Origin of the sequence: Vibrio rumoiensis (assembly GCF_002218045.2) — a bacterium.
Classification (GTDB): Bacteria; Pseudomonadota; Gammaproteobacteria; order Enterobacterales; family Vibrionaceae; genus Vibrio; species Vibrio rumoiensis.
The window spans coordinates 2,114,657-2,135,510 of record NZ_AP018685.1 but is presented as its reverse complement, the minus strand read 5'-3'; the positions used below and the strand labels follow the sequence as shown (position 1 = coordinate 2,135,510).

Genomic DNA, 20,854 nt, shown 5'->3' with positions numbered 1-20,854 from the left:
CACAAAATCTTAAATTGAAGAGTTTGATCATGGCTCAGATTGAACGCTGGCGGCAGGCCTAACACATGCAAGTCGAGCGGAAACGAGAAGTAGCTTGCTACTTCGGCGTCGAGCGGCGGACGGGTGAGTAATGCATAGGAAGTTGCCCAGTAGAGGGGGATAACCATTGGAAACGATGGCTAATACCGCATAACCTCTTCGGAGCAAAGCGGGGGACCTTCGGGCCTCGCGCTACTGGATACGCCTATGTGGGATTAGCTAGTTGGTGAGGTAATGGCTCACCAAGGCGACGATCCTAGCTGGTCTGAGAGGATGATCAGCCACACTGGGACTGAGACACGGCCCAGACTCCTACGGGAGGCAGCAGTGGGGAATATTGCACAATGGGCGAAAGCCTGATGCAGCCATGCCGCGTGTATGAAGAAGGCCTTCGGGTTGTAAAGTACTTTCAGTTGTGAGGAAGGTTTCGTAGTTAATAACTGCGTTGCTTGACGTTAGCAACAGAAGAAGCACCGGCTAACTCCGTGCCAGCAGCCGCGGTAATACGGAGGGTGCGAGCGTTAATCGGAATTACTGGGCGTAAAGCGCATGCAGGTGGTTTGTTAAGTCAGATGTGAAAGCCCGGGGCTCAACCTCGGAAGGTCATTTGAAACTGGCAAACTAGAGTACTGTAGAGGGGTAGAATTTCAGGTGTAGCGGTGAAATGCGTAGAGATCTGAAGGAATACCAGTGGCGAAGGCGGCCCCCTGGACAGATACTGACACTCAGATGCGAAAGCGTGGGGAGCAAACAGGATTAGATACCCTGGTAGTCCACGCCGTAAACGATGTCTACTTGGAGGTTGTGGCCTTGAGCCGTGGCTTTCGGAGCTAACGCGTTAAGTAGACCGCCTGGGGAGTACGGTCGCAAGATTAAAACTCAAATGAATTGACGGGGGCCCGCACAAGCGGTGGAGCATGTGGTTTAATTCGATGCAACGCGAAGAACCTTACCTACTCTTGACATCCAGAGAACTTTCCAGAGATGGATTGGTGCCTTCGGGAACTCTGAGACAGGTGCTGCATGGCTGTCGTCAGCTCGTGTTGTGAAATGTTGGGTTAAGTCCCGCAACGAGCGCAACCCTTATCCTTGTTTGCCAGCGAGTAATGTCGGGAACTCCAGGGAGACTGCCGGTGATAAACCGGAGGAAGGTGGGGACGACGTCAAGTCATCATGGCCCTTACGAGTAGGGCTACACACGTGCTACAATGGCGCATACAGAGGGCAGCAAGCTAGCGATAGTGAGCGAATCCCAAAAAGTGCGTCGTAGTCCGGATTGGAGTCTGCAACTCGACTCCATGAAGTCGGAATCGCTAGTAATCGTGGATCAGAATGCCACGGTGAATACGTTCCCGGGCCTTGTACACACCGCCCGTCACACCATGGGAGTGGGCTGCAAAAGAAGTAGGTAGTTTAACCTTCGGGAGGACGCTTACCACTTTGTGGTTCATGACTGGGGTGAAGTCGTAACAAGGTAGCCCTAGGGGAACCTGGGGCTGGATCACCTCCTTATACGAAAGATTATTTTTGATGAGTACCCACACAGATTGATTAGGTTTATATAGAAAAGAGTTTGAAAGCATCCCAATGCTTTCATAGTCCGTGTCCCGTTCGTCTAGAGGCCTAGGACACCGCCCTTTCACGGCGGTAACAGGGGTTCGACTCCCCTACGGGATACCATGGGTCGTTAGCTCAGTTGGTAGAGCAGTTGACTTTTAATCAATTGGTCGCAGGTTCGAATCCTGCACGACCCACCATTCCTTCCATAGGAATTAAAATATTTTGGGGCTATAGCTCAGCTGGGAGAGCGCCTGCCTTGCACGCAGGAGGTCTGCGGTTCGATCCCGCATAGCTCCACCATTCCTTCCATAAGGAATTAAAATATTATGGGCGATTAGCTCAGTTGGGAGAGCACCTGCCTTACAAGCAGGGGGTCACTGGTTCGAGCCCGGTATCGCCCACCACTCTTTAAACACTTTTACGATGCTTCGCATCCAATAATGATTTGGATGGGATTCTTTGTCGCCTAAAGTCTTTAAAAAGTGGTTTGTTTGAAAATAATAAACTCTTTGCTCTTTAACAATTTGGAAAGCTGACTAGATAAACATTTTAATGTTTATCTTAATAAAAGTTCTCAATGTTTATCCTTGTGATAAACACAACAACACACATTCAAGTGTCTTGTATTCAAATCAATTGCTTGCAATTGATTCTATTGAGTCCGGCAAACGACAATTAAGATTACCCTCTTAATTGTCAAAAAACTAAAACCTTATTTAGTTGAACATACATTAAGACCCTTTTGGGTTGTATGGTTAAGTGAATAAGCGTACACGGTGGATGCCTAGGCAGTCAGAGGCGATGAAGGACGTATTAACTTGCGATAAGCGTAGATTAGGCAGTAAAAGCCACTTGAGTCTACGATTTCCGAATGGGGAAACCCACGTGCATAAGCACGTATTATTAACTGAATACATAGGTTAATAAGGCGAACTCGGGGAACTGAAACATCTAAGTACCCGAAGGAAGAGAAATCAACCGAGATTCCGAAAGTAGCGGCGAGCGAAATTGGATTAGCCCTTAAGCTTTATATGCGTCAGGTGAAGGCTCTGGAAAGTGCCGCGATACAGGGTGATAGCCCCGTAACCGACAACGCATACTAAGTGAAAACGAGTAAGGCGGGACACGTGATATCCTGTCTGAACATGGGGGGACCATCCTCCAAGGCTAAATACTCCTGACTGACCGATAGTGAACCAGTACCGTGAGGGAAAGGCGAAAAGAACCCCTGTGAGGGGAGTGAAATAGAACCTGAAACCGTGTACGTACAAGCAGTAGGAGCACCTTCGTGGTGTGACTGCGTACCTTTTGTATAATGGGTCAGCGACTTATATTTAGTAGCAAGGTTAACCGTATAGGGGAGCCGTAGGGAAACCGAGTCTTAACTGGGCGTCGAGTTGCTAGGTATAGACCCGAAACCAGGTGATCTAGCCATGGGCAGGTTGAAGATTGAGTAACATCAATTGGAGGACCGAACCGACTAATGTTGAAAAATTAGCGGATGACTTGTGGCTAGGGGTGAAAGGCCAATCAAACCTGGAGATAGCTGGTTCTCCCCGAAAGCTATTTAGGTAGCGCCTCGGACGAATACTACTGGGGGTAGAGCACTGTTAAGGCTAGGGGGTCATCCCGACTTACCAACCCTTTGCAAACTCCGAATACCAGTAAGTAATATCCGGGAGACACACGGCGGGTGCTAACGTCCGTCGTGGAGAGGGAAACAACCCAGACCGCCAGCTAAGGTCCCAAAGTATAGCTAAGTGGGAAACGATGTGGGAAGGCTCAGACAGCCAGGATGTTGGCTTAGAAGCAGCCATCATTTAAAGAAAGCGTAATAGCTCACTGGTCGAGTCGGCCTGCGCGGAAGATGTAACGGGGCTAAGCTATACACCGAAGCTGCGGCATCATAGTTTACTATGATGGGTAGGGGAGCGTTCTGTAAGCCGTTGAAGGTGAACTGAGAAGTTTGCTGGAGGTATCAGAAGTGCGAATGCTGACATGAGTAACGATAAAGGGAGTGAAAAACTCCCTCGCCGGAAGACCAAGGGTTCCTGTCCAACGTTAATCGGGGCAGGGTAAGTCGACCCCTAAGGCGAGGCTGAAAAGCGTAGTCGATGGGAAACGGGTTAATATTCCCGTACTTCTTACAAATGCGATGGGGGGACGGAGAAGGCTAGGTGGGCCTGGCGATGGTTGTCCAGGTTCAAGTGCGTAGGCTAATTTCTTAGGTAAATCCGGGAAATTGTTAGGCTGAGACACGATGTCGAGCTACTACGGTAGTGAAGTCATTGATGCCATGCTTCCAGGAAAAGCCTCTAAGCTTCAGTTTGTAAGAAATCGTACCCCAAACCGACACAGGTGGTCGGGTAGAGAATACCAAGGCGCTTGAGAGAACTCGGGTGAAGGAACTAGGCAAAATGGTACCGTAACTTCGGGAGAAGGTACGCTCTAGCGGTGATGAGACTTGCTCTCTAAGCTGCCGGGAGTCGCAGATACCAGGTGGCTGCAACTGTTTATTAAAACACAGCACTGTGCAAAATCGTAAGATGACGTATACGGTGTGACGCCTGCCCGGTGCCGGAAGGTTAATTGATGGGGTTATCTTCGGAGAAGCTCTTGATCGAAGCCCCGGTAAACGGCGGCCGTAACTATAACGGTCCTAAGGTAGCGAAATTCCTTGTCGGGTAAGTTCCGACCTGCACGAATGGCGTAATGATGGCCACGCTGTCTCCACCCGAGACTCAGTGAAATTGAAATCGCTGTGAAGATGCAGTGTACCCGCGGCTAGACGGAAAGACCCCGTGAACCTTTACTACAGCTTGGCACTGAACATTGACCCTACATGTGTAGGATAGGTGGGAGACTTTGAAGCAATCACGCCAGTGGTTGTGGAGTCAACCTTGAAATACCACCCTTGTAGTGTTGATGTTCTAACTTAGCCCCATTATCTGGGGTGAGGACAGTGCCTGGTGGGTAGTTTGACTGGGGCGGTCTCCTCCCAAAGAGTAACGGAGGAGCACGAAGGTGGGCTAAACACGGTTGGACATCGTGTGGTTAGTGCAATGGCATAAGCCCGCTTGACTGCGAGAATGACAATTCGAGCAGGTGCGAAAGCAGGTCATAGTGATCCGGTGGTTCTGAATGGAAGGGCCATCGCTCAACGGATAAAAGGTACTCCGGGGATAACAGGCTGATACCGCCCAAGAGTTCATATCGACGGCGGTGTTTGGCACCTCGATGTCGGCTCATCACATCCTGGGGCTGAAGTCGGTCCCAAGGGTATGGCTGTTCGCCATTTAAAGTGGTACGCGAGCTGGGTTTAGAACGTCGTGAGACAGTTCGGTCCCTATCTGCCGTGGGCGTTGGAAGATTGAAGGGGGCTGCTCCTAGTACGAGAGGACCGGAGTGGACGAACCTCTGGTGTTCGGGTTGTCATGCCAATGGCATTGCCCGGTAGCTAAGTTCGGAATCGATAAGTGCTGAAAGCATCTAAGCACGAAGCGAGCCCTGAGATGAGTCTTCCCTGGCGCTTTAAGCGTCCTAAAGGGTTGTTCGAGACTAGAACGTTGATAGGCAGGGTGTGTAAGTGCTGCGAGGCATTGAGCTAACCTGTACTAATTGCCCGTGAGGCTTAACCATACAACACCTAAAGGGTTTTGGTTGGACTGAATAGATATAAGACATACTTGAATGAGTGTGAGAACAAACAGCTTTCCGAATTAAGTTAAATCATCCTAGTGGATGTTTTAACAAAAGAATTTGCTTGGCGACCATAGCGCTTTGGACCCACCTGATTCCATGCCGAACTCAGAAGTGAAACGAAGTAGCGCCGATGGTAGTGTGGGGTTTCCCCATGTGAGAGTAGGACATCGCCAGGCTTTAAATTGCAACATACTGAATAGACACTGCGGAGTGGTAGTTCAGTTGGTTAGAATACCGGCCTGTCACGCCGGGGGTCGCGGGTTCGAGTCCCGTCCACTCCGCCACTTTTTCTTGTTTTTTAGAAAAAGACAATTTACTTTATTAGCCAATATAAAGTAATATAAACAAAGTTTTAGGGGTGTAGCTCCAATTGGCAGAGCAGCGGATTCCAAATCCGCGTGTTGGGAGTTCGAATCTCTCCACCCCTGCCATATTAAAGGCCTTAGCAGAAATGCTGAGGCCTTTTTTACATTGTGTCTCCTTGTAGTAGTGGATTCCGTTAATACCAAACTAGCGCGTGTTAGTAGCTCTAACCTCTCCACCCTTTCAATATTAGAAGTCTCAGAAAAAATACTGAGGACTTTTTATATTTGTAGGTTCTTCCAAGCAACGTGTTCCGCTAATACCCAAATTTTGATAGCTATTAATTAAAGGTGAAACTAACAATGTTGCAAGTGTTGCTACTCTAAAATCTTGACTCTTGTTATAGCTTCTAAATATGACTTAAATGCATATCCTATTTGCATATAATCAATGAAAGTAAATAAAAAGACTGTGATAAAGTTGACGCAAGTTTTTAAGGGAGAAAGTTATGAACGCAACGATTGAAACTATGCTAAACCACCGCTCAATTAGAAAGTTTACCGAGCAACCTATTACTTCTGAGCAATTAGAATCTATCTTATCTGCGGGCATTTCAGCATCATCATCAAGCTTTCTTCAAACGACCTCGATCATTCGAGTGACCGAGCCTTCTAAACGTGCTGCATTAGCGGAGCTTGCCGGTGGACAAAAGTATGTGGAAACCGCAGCTGAATTTTTGGTGTTTTGTATCGACTATCAGCGCCATTTTCAATTATCACCAGAGGTGAGGCCTGAATTCACTGAACTGACATTAATTGGTGCTATTGATGCCGGTATTATGGCGCAAAACACACTACTTGCCGCAGAGTCTCTAGGGTTAGGTGGCGTCTATATTGGCGGGTTACGTAACGCTCCTAAAGAAGTGGATGAGCTCTTAGGGCTTCCTAAATATTGCGCAGTGATGTTCGGCATGTGTTTAGGGCACCCAGATCAAGATCCCCAGATTAAACCGCGTTTGCCTCAACAAGTGATGGTACATCAAGACCAATATCAACCTATATCTGAGCAGGCGATTGCACAATACGACGCTGAAACTAGTCATTACTATCAAACTCGCGGCAGCAATCAAAAATCAGGATCGTGGTCAGATCATATTAGCAGCCGATTAAGTCAAGAATCACGCCCATTCATCCGTGACTACTTAAACTCTAAAGGATTAGCGATAAAGTAAGTCTGTTAATGGATCCATAATAGAAATGGCCTGTTGCATGCTGTTTGCAACAGGCCATTTTATTGTCTTTATCTTTTTCGAATATGATGATTTGTTAAAGTTATTAGGCCAAATTTTGGATAACAACAAATTTTTCTAACAACTCATCTTCCGTTTCGATATGCTCAGGATCGGTAATGATGCAATTATTAATTGGGCATACCGATTGACAGGTTGGTTTATCGTAATGTCCTTTACATTCAGTGCATAAATTATGATCAATCTCATAAATGTTATCACCCATGCTGATTGCGCCATTCGGGCATTCTGGGTCACACATATCACAATTGATGCACTTGTCTGTAATTAATAAGGCCATATTACTTTGCTTCTGCAGTGGTTGCTGAAACTGGATTACGTGTATTTTGCCCTTGCGATAGGTTACGCATTAATAAACCAAAACTTAAATCGAGATCTTCTGGTACTGGGATAAATACGAAGTGTCCGTTACCTTTGGCATCATCGACCTTTTCTGACTTGCGGTTTTCCATTTCTTCTAGTGTGAAGTTGATATTCCCGTTTGGTGTCATTAGCTCCAAACTATCACCGAGTAAGAATTTATTTTTTACTTCAACTTCCGATAAGTGGCCACGACGTTTACCGGTAAATTCACCAACAAATTGTTGAGAATCAGATACAGAATAACCGTAATCATAGTTTTGGTAAGCATCATGAGTATGGCGACGTAAGAAGCCTTCTGTATAACCACGGTGAGCCAGGCTTTCTAATGTACCCATTAGGCTTTCATCGAAAGGTTTACCTGCTACGGCATCATCAATCGCTTTACGGTAAACTTGTGCAGTACGTGCGCAGTAATAGAAAGACTTCGTTCGGCCTTCAATTTTTAACGAATGAACACCCATTTTAGTTAGACGATCAACATGCTGAATCGCACGGAGATCTTTTGAGTTCATGATGTAAGTACCATGCTCATCTTCAAATGCCGCCATTTTTTCCTCTGGGCGATGCGACTCAGACAGTAGCACTACTTCATCGGTCGGTTTACCTAAACCTAATGTATTTTCAGGACGTTGCTCTTGAACTTCAATACCTTGCGCTTGGCTTGGATCGAATTGTTCAACGATCTGACCGGCATCATTTTCGGTGCCTTTTTCTACCTTATATTCCCAACGACAAGCATTGGTGCAAGTACCTTGGTTAGGATCTCGCTTGTTCATGTAGCCCGATAATAAACAGCGACCAGAGTAGGCCATGCACAATGCGCCATGCACGAAGATTTCTAATTCAGTCTCAGGGCACTGTTCGCGGATCTCTTCAATTTCTTCTAATGATAATTCACGCGATAAGATTACACGCTCAACACCTTGCGAAGCCCAGAACTTTACTGTTGCCCAGTTAACCGCATTCGCTTGTACGGATAAGTGAATTGGCATATCAGGGAAAGCTTCACGCACCATCATGATTAAACCTGGATCCGACATAATTAATGCATCCGGGCCCATCTCTACAACTGGTTTTAAATCTCGAATGAAGGTTTTAAGTTTTGAGTTGTGCGGCTGGATATTACATACCACATACAATTTTTTACCTAAAGCATGTGCTTCATCGATACCGATTTGTAGGTTTTCATGGTTGAATTCATTGTTACGTACACGCAGGCTGTAACGCGGTTGTCCTGCGTAAACAGCATCAGCACCATAAGCGAATGCATAGCGCATATTTTTTAGGCTGCCAGCAGGAGACAGTAGTTCTGGTTTAAACATAATGTATTTCTCTAGGTCTGATTTCAGGTCAGGTTTATACCACCAAGCGGTATAAATTAGGGGAGCGAATTTTACGCCAAGTTAAGAAGAAAAGCGAGAAAAGCACAAGGGAAGTAGGGAATAAAAAAACAGCAGGGCTTTGTAAGGTAACAAAGCCCTGAATTACGGTTGGGATAAGCCAGATTAATCGTTTTTCGGTAATCCGCCTAACGCTTCGAACATTTGTGGGAAAAAGGCATCAAACTCACCGCACATTAATGCGAAATCCGCATCGAAGCGTTGAGCTTGGTCTTCACGAGGAATATCTTCATTGCTATCTTTTAATTCATCACTGAATTTTAGACGTTTAATACTGGCATCGGCTGCGAGTACAAATTCAATGCGTTCTTGCCAATCAAGTGCCAGCTTTGTTACAACTTTATCAGCCGCGATATGGTTTTGAATTTCTTCAGCACTCAGCTCTTGCTTCTTACAACGAATGATCCCACCTTCTTCTTGTAAGGAATGGAATTCCGCTTCATCTAACAATTGTAATCCTTGCGGCAAATCTCCAGTTTTCACCCATTCTGTTAAGCTTGTTTCTATTGCAACTTCGGGAATCGCAGGTACAACTGGAAGGCTACCTAAGGTTTTACGTAGTAGGGCTAAAGCATCTTCTGCTTTTTTGCTGCTACTAGAATCAACCACAATAAAGCCAAGGCTTGGCATGATTAAAATGGATGTGAAGTTATGACGACTAAAAGCACGTGGTAATAAGTCGACTAAAATTTCATCTTTTAAATCATCTTTCTCTTTCTTCTTAAGTGGTCGGCCTTCTTGTTGCTCCAGTAGATCAATTTTATCTTGTAAGGAGTCTTTGATAACGGAAGCCGGTAGTAGCTTTTCTTCTTTTTTTGCTTTGATCAGAATATGCTCACCAGCAATGTGAGTTAAAACATCAGAGTGTTTATTGATAACACTAGTCCAACCAAATTTTTGCTTATCTTGGCTGCCACAAGGCGTGAATTTAAATTCCGACAGCTGAGATTCGAGTTTATCTACATCGAAATTAATTTCACGGTTGAAACGGTACACTAAACAATTCTTAAACCACATCACTCTGATACTCACTCTGGAAATTTGACGCTTATCATAGAAGATTTATAAGGTGAATCAAAGGTAGGATCTGAATTCCTCTGGATCCTTTTAGATATAAAAGTTACCGCGATGACAAAATGACCAAGCTTGGTTGACACTTATATTAAAATTACTTTGCAGTAGTCACAAAACTGTCATACTTAAGACACATAATAAACCTCGAATTTATTTAGATTAAAAAAGCAGACACGAAAGGATTTTTGGGTATGTCGAGAAGAATTTTGGTTGTTGAAGATGAAGCTCCGATCAGGGAAATGCTGTGCTTTGTATTAGAGCAAAAAGGTTACCAAGCCGTTGAAGCTGAAGATTACGATACCGCCATCAATAAATTATGTGAACCCTATCCTGATTTAATCTTATTGGATTGGATGCTACCTGGTGGTTCCGGTATTAATTTTATTAAACACTTGAAGCGTGAAGAGTTAACTCGTCATATCCCTGTCGTTATGCTCACTGCCCGCGGTGAAGAAGAAGATAAAGTTCGCGGCTTAGAAGTTGGCGCCGATGACTACATTACTAAACCATTTTCACCTAAAGAACTGGTGGCGCGTTTAAAAGCGGTGATTCGCCGTGTTACCCCAACAGCCTTAGAAGATGTGATTGACGTGCAAGGCTTGAAGCTTGATCCCGTTTCTCATCGTGTTACGGCCAATGACGCGCCTCTTGATATGGGACCGACCGAATTTAAAATGCTACACTTTTTTATGACCCACCAAGAAAGAGTGTATAGTCGTGAACAGTTACTCAACAACGTTTGGGGAACAAATGTTTACGTGGAAGATCGCACGGTTGATGTTCATATTCGTAGATTAAGAAAAGCATTAGAGCAAGAAGGGCATGATAAACTTGTTCAAACCGTACGTGGTGCTGGTTACCGTTTCTCAACGCGAGCTTAATTGTATTTTATCCGAATAACGGAGTATTGAACGGAATGGTTGAAAGGTTAACCTGGAAAAAGCTAGCTTGGTCGCTGGCTTTTTTTTACCTTCCTTGGCTGATTATAGGTTGGTTTTTTGGTTATATGGGGTGGCTATTATTTGCCGCTACCGTGTTGCAACTAGTATGGCAATTGCATAACCAAGTCCGCTTGTCAGAATGGTTATGGGATGAAAAACGTCTCAGCCCACCTTCTGGTAACGGTCACTGGGAGCCTCTCTTTAATGGCATTTATCGTCTGCAACAAAAACAGCGACGACGTAGAAAAGAACTAGGCAATTTAATCAGACGGTTTAGAAATGGCGCTGAATCATTACCTGATGCGGTTGTGGTGTTTCGCAGTGAAGGTAATATCGTATGGTGTAATAAACTAGCGCAATCTTTACTTGGATTTCGTTGGCCTGATGATTCTGGTCAGCCTATTGCGAATTTAATTCGAACACCGGACTTTATTAAATATCTATCAAAACAAGATTTTTCCGAGCCTCTGGAAATGCTTTCTCCTTTGACTCCTGAGCGTATTTTAGAGCTGCGCATTGTGCCTTATACCGATGGTGAGCATTTGATGGTGGTACGTGATGTGACTCAATTAAAGCAGCTTGAAGGTATGCGTCGTAACTTTTTTGCCAATGTGTCCCATGAATTAAGGACCCCGATGACGGTGCTGCAAGGTTACCTTGAAATGACCGAAGACCCCGAGATTTTAGCCGGTCCAATGTGGTCTAAAGCGCATGGTGTAATGACAGAACAATTATCACGTATGAATGCGTTAGTGGAGCAATTGCTGACGCTATCTAAGATTGAAGCTTCGCCAATTCATGAATTAGATGACATCGTGAATGTACCGTCAATGCTCGAAATATTAGAAAAAGAAGCGGTGGCATTAAGTGGTGAGCATCATCATCAGATTGTATTTGATATTGATAAAAACATGTCAGTATATGGTGATGAAGAGCAATTGCGCAGTGCTATTTCGAACTTGGTTTATAATGCTGTTAAATACACACCACCTGGCGCAGATATTCATGTTAAATGGTATGAAACGACAGAGGGGGCCTGCTTCTCGGTTGCCGATTCTGGGGATGGGATCGAACCACAACATATTAACCGATTAACGGAACGCTTTTATCGAGTGGATAAAGCACGCTCACGAGAAACAGGGGGCAGTGGATTAGGGTTAGCGATTGCTAAGCATGCACTGAGTCATCACGAATCTTATCTAGAAATATTCAGTGAAGTAGGCAAGGGAAGTTGCTTTTCATTTGTTTTACCGAAGAAGCTTGTCGCTCGTGTCAATTCATAACGCTATAAGGAAGGTAATGCGTAACGCTTTGGTTGTTTATTTTGCTATTGTGTTTTCCATGCCTAGTTTTGCGGCAGGGACAGATACCGATGAGCTTGATTATTACCATAAGGTATCAGGAATGTCCGGAACCATCTCGTCAGTTGGTTCGGATACTTTGGCCACATTAGTTTCTCTTTGGGCTCAAGAGTTCCAACATATTTATCCAAATATTAATATGCAATTGCAAGCATCAGGATCATCGACCGCCCCAACGGCTTTAACGGAAGGGACCTCTCAGTTTGGCCCTATGAGTCGCCCAATGAAAGCCAAAGAGATAGAAGCTTTTGAGAGACAATATGGCTACCCGCCAATACAGCTAAAAGTGGCTATTGATGCGATTGGTATTTTTGTTCACAAGGACAACCCAATTAAGGGGCTTAATTTTGAACAAGTTGATGCGATTTTTTCATCTACGTTGAAGTGTGGTGCGACAACGTCATTAAATAAATGGCAGCAATTAGGTATTAATACCGAGTGGGCTAAGTTAGGATTCCAGCTCTTTGGTCGTAATTCTGTCTCTGGTACCTATGGTTACTTCAAGCAACATGCTTTATGTGAAGGTGACTTCAAACGACAAGTGAATGAGCAACCTGGTTCCGCATCGGTGGTACAATCGGTTGCGTCATCCATAAATAGTATTGGTTATTCTGGTGTTGGTTATCAGGTCTCTAAAGCAAAACTGATCCCGATCGCTCGAAAAGGTGAAGACTATATTAGTCCAAGTCGAGAAAATATTCTTAATGGACAATATCCGTTAGCACGCTATTTATATGTGTATGTTCATAAGAATCCCTTAAAACCTCTGCCTAAACCTCAAGCAGAGTTTTTAAGGTTTATTTATTCCAAGCAAGGGCAAATGGGAGTTGAAAAAGATGGCTATGTGGCCTTGTCGCGAGAGCTTGCTAGTGCTCAACTACAAAAAGTAGGATTATTGTAACGAGCGATATGAATAATCAAACCTCAATATCTTTAACGGCATATTAAGGTTTGAGATGTTTTTTATGCCATGGTGCTAAAACTAAAAGCTTAAATGCCAGCCAGCATTCTTCCAATATTGTTGCTCAGTTTCTAAATCGGCCTGTAATAATCGATTGGTTTCTAACCACGATTTATCTTCGCAAGTCAGTTTCCATTCTTGACACACATTCTCGTCTTCACTGTTAAGCGTATTCTCTACCACGGAAAGCGTTAATTTAGGTAGCTCATTTTCTTCTTTTCTTTGTCCATTCACGACGATAGCTAAGCGAAGTATGGCGATAAGAGGTAAAACTTGCTTTTTCTTATAAATGGTTAATTCCGGCATTTCTTGCAGTTTAAGTGCTTTACGTTGAAAGCGGACTAGTGCCGCAAGAACCTGTTGTTGTTCTTGGTTAAATCCCGGCATATTGGTGTGCTGAAGAATATAGGCAGAGTGGCGATGAAAGCCTTTATAGCTAATGCTTAAACCCACTTCATGCAATAGTGCTCCCCAAGTTAACAAGCTACCAAGTTCACTCTTAGATTTTATCTCTAGCGTTGGGCCAACTTGTTTGAGAAAACGCTCGGCTTGGCGGCGTACATTTTTTGCGTGGCTCACATCCACTTGATGCTTATCTGCTAAATTTTCTGCTGTACGCATACGAATGTCAGAGCGTTGGAATCGCGCTTCCATTTCATACATTAGCCCTTCACGTAATGCTCCGTCGGAGAAGTACATTTGCTTGATACTAAACGACTCAAATATAGCTAATAAAATCGCGACGCCTGCAGCAAACACCGGTTTTCGTTCATCGGTTAAATTTTCGAGTTTTATGTCATCAATTTGATCGAGTTTACAAAGCTCTTCAACCAACTGTTGCAAACGATCTAGAGTAATAATGCCATCTTCGTGTCCCATCCCAATAAGGACTTCTCTGATAGCTTTAATGGTGCCAGAAGACCCGAGTACCGCATCCCAGCCGAGTTTTTTATAGGGTTTACTCAAGGCTTCTAATTTTTGCTCAGCGGCTAAGATGGCTTTCGAGAAATTCTTTTTTGATAGCTTTCCATTATTGAAAAATTTGTTGGTATAACTCACGCAACCTAGTTGCTTACTGTTGAGCAATTGTGGTTCAAAGCCAGAGCCAATGATCATCTCGGTACTGCCACCACCGATATCGACAACAAACTTTTTCTCCCACTCAGGTTGAGTATGAGCAACGCCTAAATAGATTAAACGAGCTTCTTCTTCGCCTGCGATCACTTCAATTGGAAAGGGCAGCACATGGCGTGCTCGAGAGAGAAAAATATGGGCGTTATTGGCTTGGCGAAGTGTGTGGGTTGCCGCAATTCTAACGTTATCCGCATCAAAATCTTGTATGCGTTCTGCAAACATGGCGAGGCAATCTAAACCGCGTTGTATGGCTGAATTATCGAGGTTCATATGTTCATCCAAACCATCAGCTAAGCGCACTCGTTGCTTATGTCGACTCACAATTTGTAAATCATGATCGGTGACTTTGGCCACTACCATGTGAAAACTATTTGAGCCTAAATCTATCGCAGCTATGTGACGAATGTTTGGTTCGGTTGCTAAATTCATAAACACCTATTAATTACTCTGTTTTTAAGCGAGCCTTTCTTTCAATTTGCTTCAAATAATCATAAATAGCAATTTGTGAGCGGATTTTTTTTCGATTACCGCGTGGGACATAAGTGTTGCTCATTTCTTTATCAATGCGTCTGGCTTTTACCGTATCAATAAAGTGAATGTTGAGAATATCAATAATTCGTTGTTTGAGTCTTGGTGAATGGATTGGAGTCGCCACTTCAATTCGATAATCTAAATTACGGGTCATCCAGTCGGCGGAAGAAATATAAACCTTAGGGTCACCATCGTTTTCGGTCACTACGACTCTAGGGTGTTCTAAAAAACGATCAATGATGCTGATGATGGATATATTGTCACTCACGCCTTCAATACCGGGTACTAATGAACACATCCCTCGAACGATCATGCGAATTTTAACGCCAGCATTGCTCGCGCCATAGAGCTTATTGACAAGGCCTTTATCGACAAGGTTGTTTACTTTTAAGGTGATACCGGCAGAACGACCTTCTTTCGCTATCGCGATTTCACTGTCGATTAACTTATAAATTTGTTGTCGAGCATTACGCGGTGACACCATAAGTTGAGTAAAGCGCACTGGGCGATATGGGTTCTCTATATAGCCAAAGACATTACGCACTTCCGCGGTTAATTGAGGATCGGCCGTTAATAGCGCGAAATCGGTGTATATACGTGCAGTATTTTCGTGAAAGTTACCGGTGCCAATATGTACATAGCGTTTTAACTCATCGTCTTCTCTACGAGTAATAAGTAGCAGTTTTGAATGTATTTTTAGGCCAGGGGCACCAAAGATCACATGCACGCCTGCATCGGTCAGTAGCTTGGCCCATTCAATATTCGCTTCTTCATCAAAACGAGCTTGTAACTCAACCACCACGGTAACTTTCTTTTTGTTATGCACGGCATCCATTAAGGAGTTCATCAGTTTGGAGTTTTTAGCCACCCGATAAATATTGATTTTGATACTGATCACCTTAGGATCAAAAGAAGCTTGTCGTACTAATTCAGTAATATGATCAAAGGTGTGATAAGGGTAGTACAGTAGAATATCTTGAGCGCTAATCGCTTCAAAACTGTTAGGATAGCCATCAAAATCAGCACATTTTAATGGCGCTAATGGTTTGTTCTCTAAATAGTCTCGCCCAACGTTTGGAAAGCCGGTGAAGTCTTTAAAGTTATGGTAACGTCCACCTGGAATTAGACTATCGTAACTACTCATATTTAGCTTTTCACATAAATATTTCAGCAGGTCTTCGGGCATATCGCGTTGATAGACGAGTCGCACCGGCATGGCGGTAAGGCGCTGGTTTACCCCCTCGGACATTTGCTCTAACAAGCTATGTTCAACCTCATGGCGTAAATCGTATTCGGCATCACGAGTCATGGTCATGGTGTAACTATTTAGCTCATCGTATTCAAAGAAGCCTTTGAAAATATCATCAAGGCAAAAACGAATAATATTATCAAGCAAGATGATCGTTTTACGCCGTTTGCCTTTCTGCTCAGGAACCATGATGAAACGAGGAATATGATCGGTAGGAATATCGATCAAGGCATAATTTTTTTGATCTTTATGGATGATTTCAGCGGTAAGGTAGGAATGTTCATCTTTTAAGAAGCTGAGTACATCGGTATCTTTATTCATCAGAAATGGCGTGATATGGGGAAGCACTTCACGATGAAAATATTTTTTGATCCATTTTTGTTGGCTTTCTTGGAGTTGAGATTCATTGACCAAAAATATACGGCGTCGAGCCATTTCTAAGATCAATTCATTATAAAGTTCATCAAATCTTTGATTGAGCTTCAATACTTTTGATTGCATCTTAGTCAATAGATGTTTCGGGCTATCGTTGCTGCCACTTTCTTGGCTGATTAAAATGCGGCGTTTAACATCAGCAAAGCGAACTTTATAAAACTCATCTAAATTACTAGAAAAAATCCCTAAAAAGCGTACACGCTCAATCAGTGGAACCGTTTTATCGGCCGCTTCTTGTAAAACGCGTTCGTTAAAAGATAACCAACTAAGTTCTTTTTCTATGTAGAGTTTTTCTGAGCTCATTTTATCATCCAGCTTGTATTTGTTGCGCAGGGGGAATGTGGCGTGCTTTACCTCATGGAATTATTACGTTAGTGGTTTTGTATGACATTTTTATTTCAATGTGCCTTATATAAAAAAGCAATAGTAGTAAAATCAAATACAAATCAAAGTATAGTAATGAAACTGTCACACAATCGACATATTATGGCATCAATAAAAAAAGGTAATGTGGAACATGGCTCAAGTCGATACTTTCTTTCAACAACGAGATAAAAGGCGCTGGCTGACGGATCGCTTTGCAAGCTCGGTGATTAAACTGGGAGGTATTAGTGTACTTATCGCTTTGCTTTTATTGATTTTTTATCTAGTTGTGGTGATAGCTCCAATATTTTCTCCTGCTTCTATAATATCAAAGGGTGAGTATTCACTTAACGATTCAACCATGGAAAATAAAACCTTAGCAGTTGGTGTTGATGATACTGCAAATACGGTTTTTCGCTTTACCGATGATGGAAAGGTGATTTTTTCATCATTAGAGAAAAGCAAAGATAACGCCTTGAAAAGTACACTTACAGCGAAGCCATTATCAATCACTCAAGTGGTTGACAACCCGGTTGCCTTTAAATCTGCAATGGTGAGTTCCCGTTGGTATGCTTATGCCGATGCTGGTGGCAATATCTATCCTGTTCAACCTAAATTTTCGACGGTTTTCACGTCTGATGGACGTCAACCTTCCCCTCGTTTACAAGCCTTTATGCAAAGCCCTGTCATGCTTGATGACAAGGGCGTCGCTATTCGACAGTTTGATTTCGCCATTCAAAGTAACAATGCCATTTTTGTGGGGGTTAATTTGAATGATAAGTGGCAAGCCGTTAGCTATAAAAAACAAACGCAGTTTGGGGATGCGAATACAGACCCTAAGTGGACGTTATCTCGCTTAGTTTTACCTGAAATTTCTTCAGGAATGAAAGATTTCGCCGTCACCCCTGATGGTCAGACGTTATATGTTTTATACCCGGATAGATTGAGTGTATTTAAGCGAGAAAAAGATAGTTTTAAACTTAGAGAAAGCGTGCTGTTATCGAGTACACAAGAGGGGAAAAAAACACAATCAACCGTGACAGGTGTTAAATTAGATTTATTGTCTGGGGCGAATTCGATTTTAGTTACCCAATTGAATGGCACTGTCTCACAATGGTTTGATGTATTAAAAAATGGTGAGCGCCATTTTACTCAAATACGCGATTTTGATTCTGGTAGAAAAGTCGATGTAGCTTTGGTTTTGCCTGATTTTTATCGTAAAGGTTTCTTTCTTTTTGACCGTTCTGGCCATGTCGATAATTTTTATACAACTTCTGACGATAAAGTGATTTCTAAACAAATTTCAGCTCAGCCACCGATTGCCGCTGCGACATCGTCAAATGAACGTTTTTTATTAACGGCTTTTCAAGATAAATTTTCATTGTTTAGTGTGATCAATCCTCATCCTGATATTTCGTTTACCTCTTTGTGGAAAAAAGTGTGGTATGAGGGCTATCCTGAGCCCGAATTTATCTGGCAATCAACTGCCGCTAGTAATGATTTTGAAGCGAAGTTCAGTCTCGTGCCTATCGCTTTTGGTACTTTAAAATCAGCGTTATTTGCTATGATTTTTGCTGTGCCGATTTCTATTTGTGGTGCCATTTATACTGCGTACTTTATGACACCAACAATGCGCCGTTACGTTAAGCCGACGATTGAATTAATGGAGGCGTTACCAACGGTGATTATCGGTTTTCTGGCGGGTTTATGGTTAGCACCGATCGTTGAGTTAAATTTATTAAACACCGTATTATTTATTTTGTTACTGCCGGTGGTTATTTTACTTGCAGCATTGGTGTGGCAATCAGTTCGAAAATCCACAGATCTCGGTGAATACCAAGGTTGGATAGCATTATTTTTAGTTCCCGTGGTTATCGGCTTTGCGTGGTTAATATTTAGCTATGGCCACTATTTGGAACATTGGTTATTTGGTGGTGATGTTCGATTATTCATGGCCAATATGGGAATCGACTTTGATCAAAGAAATGCGTTAATTGTCGGTTTTGCGATGGGCTTTGCGGTCATCCCTACCATTTTTACGATTGCTGAAGATGCCATCTTCTCGGTCCCCAAGCATTTATCCGATGGTGCGAGTGCGCTTGGTGCGACCCCGTGGCAATGTTTAACTACGGTCGTTTTAGTGACAGCATCGCCAGGAATCTTCTCAGCGGTGATGATGGGGCTTGGACGTGCTGTCGGTGAAACCATGATTGTGTTAATGGCAACCGGTAATACTCCGGTGATGGATTGGAACATTTTTGAAGGAATGCGCACTTTATCAGCCAATATTGCCATAGAGATGCCAGAGTCAGAGGTTGGTAGCTCCCATTTTCGGTTATTATTTTTATCGGCTTTCTTATTGTTTATTTTTACCTTTGTCGTCAACTCGATAGCTGAGCTGATACGTCAGCGTTTAAGGGATAAATACAGTGCGTTATAGCTCAATATCGATGGCCAAGGGTCAATCATGATAAGTCAGTATCGATTCAGCTGGATTAAATCAGGAAATCCTTGGGTGTGGTTAACCGCTGGCGCGGTGAGCATTAGCCTTATTTCGGTATTAGGCCTATTGCTGCTTATTGGTTGGAAAGGACTCGTATACTTTTGGCCTGCGCCGTTGTATCAATGGCAAGATTCACAAGGGCAACGTTTGATAGGGCAAGTCTATCAACGAGATTATGTTTCACTTGATCAATTATCCGAACAAAGCAGGCAATGGCCCGAATCAGCAGTTTCAGCTGGTCAAGTAGCGCGCTTATCCATCAAAGTGGCCAATCGAGATATTTATTCACAGGATTTTATTTCAGTATTAGCGATGGATTTACATCATCAAGAGACACCATCCGATCTTGCGGTATTTGAGCGCACGCGAGGGGGGGATTTCTTTGGTCAACCGATCGCATTTGAGTCACAAAATAAAACCTATCGAGGTTCTTTAGCTACGCATATTGAAATCGCGTTACAAGATGGTAATGCAGTGAGAGATCAGATAGATGAAATCTTGCAGGGAGAATTGTATTCAGCAACCAAGCAGTTGGATAGTTTACGAAATGAGCAGCGGTTAAAACAGAACAAAGGCCAAGTTAATCCAGAAGCTTTAAAAGCATTTCAATTACAGCAGAAGACACTAGAAACTCGATTTAATGCCGCAGAAAAAAAGATATTAACCTTACAGCAGCAGTTATCCTCTCAACGGGTATTAGTAAAAGATATGAGAGGTGAAGTGATCGCTCTGCCTTTAGATTCATTATTGGATGCTTGGTATCCAAATGCGATGAATTGGAAAGAAAAAATTCAGCATTGGGGCAAGCAAGTGATGAAGTTTATCTTGGATAACCCAAGAGAATCTAATTCGGAAGGTGGGGTGTTCCCAGCGATTTTTGGTACCGTATTATTGGTTATTATTATGTCGGTAGTCGTGATGCCTCTGGGGGTTATTGCCGCTGTTTATTTACATGAATATGCAAGAGATACGATGCTAACTCGCTTGATTCGAATTTCGGTTGTTAACCTTGCAGGGGTTCCTTCAATTGTTTATGGCGTATTTGGTCTGGGCTTCTTTGTTTATACGCTTGGTAACTCCATTGATGAGCTTTTTTATTCTGATTCCTTGCCTACGCCCACTTTTGGTACTCCAGGGTTGCTTTGGTCTGCGATGACGCTAGCGATATTAACATTGCCAGTCGTCATTGTTGCAACCGAAGAAGGATTAGCTCGGGTACCGAATTCGGCTCGACATGGTTCTTATGCGTTAGGGGCAACCAAGTTTGAAACGTTATGGCGGATTGTTTTACCTATGGTGAGTCCTGCGATAATGACCGGATTAATTTTAGCGGTTGCTAGGGCGGCAGGAGAAGTCGCACCTTTAATGTTGGTAGGCGTCGTGAAATTGGCTTCAAATTTACCGGTTGATGGTGATTTCCCTTACCTTCATTTAGAAAGGAAGTTTATGCATTTAGGCTTCCATATTTATGATGTTGGTTTTCAAACGCCGAATATTGAAGCGGCGAGACCTTTAGTATTCGCGACGTCATTTTTATTGATAACCGTTGTTGTCGGGCTCAATATTACCGCTATCATGATCCGTAATAACTTACGTGAAAAGTTTAAAATATTAGGAAACGATTAA

General features: G+C 43.2%; 11 protein-coding genes, 6 tRNA genes and 3 rRNA genes. 15 read left to right on the top strand and 5 right to left on the bottom strand.

The genetic code is table 11. The features are described from left to right. The first annotated feature begins 11 nt into the window (after positions 1-11). The 10 genes from VRUMOI_RS09815 (at position 12) to nfsA (ending at position 6,835) form a co-directional block, all read left to right on the top strand. A 16S ribosomal RNA gene (locus VRUMOI_RS09815) occupies positions 12-1,551 on the top strand. Between the two features lie 92 nt (positions 1,552-1,643). Then, positions 1,644-1,719, top strand: a tRNA-Glu gene (locus tag VRUMOI_RS09810). Position 1,720: 1 nt separating this feature from the next. After that, positions 1,721-1,796 (top strand) — tRNA-Lys (locus VRUMOI_RS09805). Positions 1,797-1,823: 27 nt separating this feature from the next. Then, positions 1,824-1,899, top strand: a tRNA-Ala gene (locus VRUMOI_RS09800). Positions 1,900-1,927: 28 nt separating this feature from the next. Continuing rightward, positions 1,928-2,003, top strand: a tRNA-Val gene (locus VRUMOI_RS09795). 349 nt (positions 2,004-2,352) lie between these two features. Then, positions 2,353-5,238, top strand: a 23S ribosomal RNA gene (locus VRUMOI_RS09790). A 123-nt stretch (positions 5,239-5,361) separates the two neighbouring features. Continuing rightward, positions 5,362-5,477: ribosomal RNA gene (gene rrf / locus VRUMOI_RS09785) — 5S ribosomal RNA — on the top strand. Together the 16S, 23S and 5S rRNA genes with 6 tRNA genes alongside form the textbook arrangement of a ribosomal RNA operon. Before the next feature lie 31 nt (positions 5,478-5,508). Continuing rightward, positions 5,509-5,585: transfer RNA gene (locus tag VRUMOI_RS09780), tRNA-Asp, on the top strand. A gap of 70 nt (positions 5,586-5,655) precedes the next feature. After that, positions 5,656-5,732, top strand: a tRNA-Trp gene (locus VRUMOI_RS09775). 380 nt (positions 5,733-6,112) lie between these two features. Further along, positions 6,113-6,835, top strand: coding sequence for an oxygen-insensitive NADPH nitroreductase (gene nfsA, locus VRUMOI_RS09770; RefSeq protein WP_089139885.1), 723 nt, complete (start codon positions 6,113-6,115; stop codon positions 6,833-6,835). Between the two features lie 103 nt (positions 6,836-6,938). On the opposite strand, the gene VRUMOI_RS09765 is transcribed toward nfsA, so the two are convergent. From VRUMOI_RS09765 to rdgC, 3 genes are all read right to left on the bottom strand, one after another. Next, a complete protein-coding gene (locus tag VRUMOI_RS09765; protein ID WP_089139886.1) occupies positions 6,939-7,193 on the bottom strand; it encodes a YfhL family 4Fe-4S dicluster ferredoxin in 255 nt (84 codons plus the stop codon). 1 nt (position 7,194) lies between these two features. Further along, on the bottom strand, positions 7,195-8,598 hold the full coding sequence (gene trhP / locus VRUMOI_RS09760) for a prephenate-dependent tRNA uridine(34) hydroxylase TrhP (RefSeq protein WP_089139887.1): 1,404 nt from the start codon (positions 8,596-8,598) through the stop codon (positions 7,195-7,197). A gap of 183 nt (positions 8,599-8,781) precedes the next feature. After that, positions 8,782-9,693, bottom strand: coding sequence for a recombination-associated protein RdgC (rdgC, locus tag VRUMOI_RS09755; RefSeq protein WP_089139888.1), 912 nt, complete (start codon positions 9,691-9,693; stop codon positions 8,782-8,784). A gap of 248 nt (positions 9,694-9,941) precedes the next feature. On the opposite strand from rdgC, the gene phoB reads away from it, so the two are divergent. From phoB to VRUMOI_RS09740, 3 genes are read left to right on the top strand one after another with little or no spacing between them, the layout of a single operon-like run. Beyond that, a complete protein-coding gene (gene phoB, locus VRUMOI_RS09750; RefSeq protein ID WP_089139889.1) occupies positions 9,942-10,631 on the top strand; it encodes a phosphate regulon transcriptional regulator PhoB in 690 nt (229 codons plus the stop codon). Positions 10,632-10,666: 35 nt separating this feature from the next. Then, positions 10,667-11,974: a phosphate regulon sensor histidine kinase PhoR gene (gene phoR, locus VRUMOI_RS09745; protein WP_089139890.1), complete on the top strand. Its 1,308-nt coding sequence runs from the start codon at positions 10,667-10,669 to the stop codon at positions 11,972-11,974. Between the two features lie 16 nt (positions 11,975-11,990). Continuing rightward, a complete protein-coding gene (locus VRUMOI_RS09740) occupies positions 11,991-12,953 on the top strand; it encodes a PstS family phosphate ABC transporter substrate-binding protein (protein WP_107922922.1) in 963 nt (320 codons plus the stop codon). Between the two features lie 81 nt (positions 12,954-13,034). Here VRUMOI_RS09740 and ppx read toward each other — a convergent pair whose 3' ends face one another. Together ppx and ppk1 are read right to left on the bottom strand one after the other, a co-directional pair. Next, complete coding sequence (gene ppx / locus VRUMOI_RS09735; RefSeq protein ID WP_089139891.1) at positions 13,035-14,576, bottom strand: exopolyphosphatase; 1,542 nt, start codon at positions 14,574-14,576, stop codon at positions 13,035-13,037. 13 nt (positions 14,577-14,589) lie between these two features. Beyond that, a complete protein-coding gene (ppk1, locus tag VRUMOI_RS09730; protein WP_089139892.1) occupies positions 14,590-16,665 on the bottom strand; it encodes a polyphosphate kinase 1 in 2,076 nt (691 codons plus the stop codon). 214 nt (positions 16,666-16,879) lie between these two features. On the opposite strand from ppk1, the gene VRUMOI_RS09725 reads away from it, so the two are divergent. Both VRUMOI_RS09725 and pstA read left to right on the top strand, forming a co-directional pair. Beyond that, entirely contained in the window at positions 16,880-19,165 is a 2,286-nt protein-coding gene (locus VRUMOI_RS09725) for an ABC transporter permease subunit (RefSeq protein ID WP_089139893.1), read from the top strand. Between the two features lie 27 nt (positions 19,166-19,192). Then, positions 19,193-20,854 carry a phosphate ABC transporter permease PstA gene (pstA, locus tag VRUMOI_RS09720; RefSeq protein WP_089139894.1) on the top strand — a complete coding sequence of 554 codons (1,662 nt, stop codon included), beginning with the start codon at positions 19,193-19,195 and terminating at the stop codon, positions 20,852-20,854.

Excerpts from the sequence above, each read along its gene's own strand:
- ppk1 (WP_089139892.1), bottom strand. The coding sequence starts at position 16,665 with ATGAGCTCAGAAAAACTCTACATAGAAAAAGAACTTAGTTGGTTATCT.
- ppx (WP_089139891.1), bottom strand. The coding sequence starts at position 14,576 with ATGAATTTAGCAACCGAACCAAACATTCGTCACATAGCTGCGATAGAT.
- nfsA (WP_089139885.1), top strand. The coding sequence starts at position 6,113 with ATGAACGCAACGATTGAAACTATGCTAAACCACCGCTCAATTAGAAAG.
- VRUMOI_RS09765 (WP_089139886.1), bottom strand. The coding sequence starts at position 7,193 with ATGGCCTTATTAATTACAGACAAGTGCATCAATTGTGATATGTGTGAC.
- pstA (WP_089139894.1), top strand. The coding sequence starts at position 19,193 with ATGATAAGTCAGTATCGATTCAGCTGGATTAAATCAGGAAATCCTTGG.
- phoB (WP_089139889.1), top strand. The coding sequence starts at position 9,942 with ATGTCGAGAAGAATTTTGGTTGTTGAAGATGAAGCTCCGATCAGGGAA.
- phoR (WP_089139890.1), top strand. The coding sequence starts at position 10,667 with ATGGTTGAAAGGTTAACCTGGAAAAAGCTAGCTTGGTCGCTGGCTTTT.
- VRUMOI_RS09740 (WP_107922922.1), top strand. The coding sequence starts at position 11,991 with ATGCGTAACGCTTTGGTTGTTTATTTTGCTATTGTGTTTTCCATGCCT.
- VRUMOI_RS09725 (WP_089139893.1), top strand. The coding sequence starts at position 16,880 with ATGGCTCAAGTCGATACTTTCTTTCAACAACGAGATAAAAGGCGCTGG.
- rdgC (WP_089139888.1), bottom strand. The coding sequence starts at position 9,693 with ATGTGGTTTAAGAATTGTTTAGTGTACCGTTTCAACCGTGAAATTAAT.
- trhP (WP_089139887.1), bottom strand. The coding sequence starts at position 8,598 with ATGTTTAAACCAGAACTACTGTCTCCTGCTGGCAGCCTAAAAAATATG.